Raw genomic sequence first — 2638 nt, 5'->3', positions numbered from 1 at the left:
ACTATCAAGATGCAAGGATACACTTCTCTTCTGCAAGTCAAATCTATTAGGTGGTATTAGGCTGACCAAATGCATCTTATCTGCAGTTTCTAAATGTTTAAATACTTGAAAAATATCTATGAACGAAACTGACATCAACTCACGATGCTTCTTATAGTTTTCCAATTTAGTATTTACATTGGAAAGTTCTCCTTTAATACTTTGAGAATTGATTTGATATTCTCTTTTAATAGCGTAGTAGTCATCATTTCCTAATACAGAAGCTACAAATAGTTTTCTTGCTTGGGAAAGTAGTAACTCCTGATCCCTTAATCTTCGAACTAACATGTTGCGTTCCTGTATATCTTCTGCTTTCTTTATATTTATATTACAATCCTCCAAAATACTACTAAATAGTTTAGTCACGTTTTGAGAAAGCTGTAGGCTCTGAAGTTCACTACAATAAGCGTCGTTAAGAGTTAACGCATTTACTCTTGCCTTACATTTAGCATTACAATGATAATAAGGATATCTTTTTGTTTTGCCTTTAGAGAAGCTGCCACAAAGCCTTTTGTAGCAAATAGGACATAGAAGAAAACTTTTCAGATAAAAAGTTTCATTCAATTCATTAGTTTTAGACGTAACTACTCTTTTTCTAGTAATAATACGCTGAACCTCATTAAACAATACTTCAGAAATCAAGGGGGCATGAATTCCCTTAACCATTTGCTGCTCTTTTGAAGAAATCTTTATTGAGATAAGGCCACAATACACCGGATTACGTATAATTCTAAAAAAATGTGAACGTGAACATTTTAACCCCTTTGCATCGGCCATCTTTCGGATATGATCTATCTTATTGATGTTCTTGGCCAGTTGGCGAAATATCCATTTTATAATATCAGCTTCAGGTTGTTTGGGTACAATAATTTTTCTTCCATCAATCCCTGTATTATTAAGGAAGCCTAAAGGCGCTTTGCCAGGAAATCTTCCCATTTGTTTTGCGCGACGAATTCCATTAGCGGTGTTCATGGCCCTTCTACTGTTCTCCGCTTCTGGTACCGATAGATAGACAGCTAGCATAACTGTACTTTCAGGAACAGAAAGATCTATTGGTTGGTCGATCGCTATAGGTGTTGTATTGTATTTACGTAACAAGCCTATCATTTCATAAGCATATTCTATATTTCGACTGAATCGATCCCATTTAATAAATAGTATTTTCTTATCTTCTCTTGGCTTCTGCTTGACTATTGCAAGCAACTTTTTCCATTCTGGTCGATTAAAATCTTTTGCCGAATAGTCTTCTCGATAAATACCTAAAACTTTAATACTATTATAATGGCAATATTTTAATAATCTATCCTCTTGTTCCGGCAAAGAGTATCCCTTTTTCTTTTGTTCGTCTGTGCTTACACGGACGTATAGATAGGCTGTTTTCATAACATTTTACTTTATAATACATAACAATTTTTTAAGAATTAAGGATCATAGGAGCTGATGATACTGCTGCTGAAGAAACAACCTAGTTAACTAAGCTTTGTAAGGATGTAGATATGTCTAAACGAAAATGTGATTTTAAGACTTCCAAAGCACTAGCCCCTAGAAGAATAAGACGGAAAAGATAGGCCGCGTAGTATTTAGCAAATTAATACCATATAATGGTTAATACCATATTATATTTTTTTGCGTAGATACAATACTCAGTTATTTTAAATGTATTAGGTTCACAATTAGTGTAATTGAACCAGTCTTCTGCGAATAAATCAGATTGAGGAGTGGAATACTCGACATTTTTGGAATAAAATTCTGAGGTTGCTGTACAAACTGGTATTGATCCTTTTATTGATTTCAAGTATTTGAATCTAAAATCTTTACCTTGCCAATTCCAAACAATTTTCCCTCCTTTACTACAAACTACCATTAACGGAACCTTTTCAAGATTTATATAACGAAGTAAAAAAGCTGTGGCACTTACCTGATATTTTTTTGTAATTTGATCAATGAGTTCAGGACCAAACTGCTTTTTATCACAGTCGTTCTGTATTTCGTTTTCAGGCATTAGCAGACAACTAGCAAAATAATCTGCTTCTTTTTCAATAATTATCTCTGATTTGAAATTAGTATAGGAAGGATGAGACGGAGCGAAGCCTTCTTGAAGTGCGATACGGTGTTCATCAATATAATAATGGCCAAGCTCATGGGCAAAGGTAAATCGTGATCGAGGACTTCCCTGCGCAGCTTTGTCTAGATTCATGTAGATATGAAATTCTCCAGAAAGGTGCTCTAGCATTCCATCAAAGAAATCCTCGTAATGGCCGTAATTAAATGTTAAGCCACTTCCGTTCGCTATCCTCTCTAGATCTACAGGAAGTCCATAATCAAATGTCTCAAATACTCCCTCCGCCAATTTAGCTATAACTCTCTTTCTTGCAATTTTCAGTTCAGGTTTTTGATTTTTTTCTGTCATCCAACATTTTTTGTCTTAATGAGTCAGTCAACGTTTTGCCATCCCGAGCTGCTTGCGCCATATTTTGAACAACATTTTCATCAGCTACAGCATTAATTGTCCATTTTTTTTCCAATTTTCCTCTTTTGAGAATTTCATTTGCTGGAGGTAGTTTGGAAGCAACTTTTTGTATATCCTTTATATAACATG

General features: G+C 34.6%; 3 protein-coding genes. All 3 read right to left on the bottom strand.

What is annotated here, in order from left to right; all coding sequences use genetic code 11:
- On the bottom strand, positions 1–1422 hold a 1422-nt coding region (locus tag B2X73_RS13145; protein WP_291096610.1), incomplete at its 3' end, for a recombinase family protein.
- Between the two features lie 205 nt (positions 1423–1627).
- On the bottom strand, positions 1628–2449 hold the full coding sequence (locus tag B2X73_RS13140) for an ImmA/IrrE family metallo-endopeptidase (RefSeq protein WP_070566167.1): 822 nt from the start codon (positions 2447–2449) through the stop codon (positions 1628–1630).
- Positions 2424–2638 (bottom strand): hypothetical protein (locus tag B2X73_RS13135; protein WP_291096607.1); only part of this gene is annotated, 215 nt, incomplete at its 5' end. The genes B2X73_RS13135 and B2X73_RS13140, both read right to left, overlap by 26 nt.

The sequence above is a fragment of the Empedobacter sp. UBA7252 genome (assembly GCF_002472765.1).
Lineage (GTDB): Bacteria > Bacteroidota > Bacteroidia > Flavobacteriales > Weeksellaceae > Empedobacter > Empedobacter falsenii_B.
The sequence above is the reverse complement of the archived record's forward strand: the minus strand, read 5'-3'. Positions and strand labels throughout refer to the sequence as shown.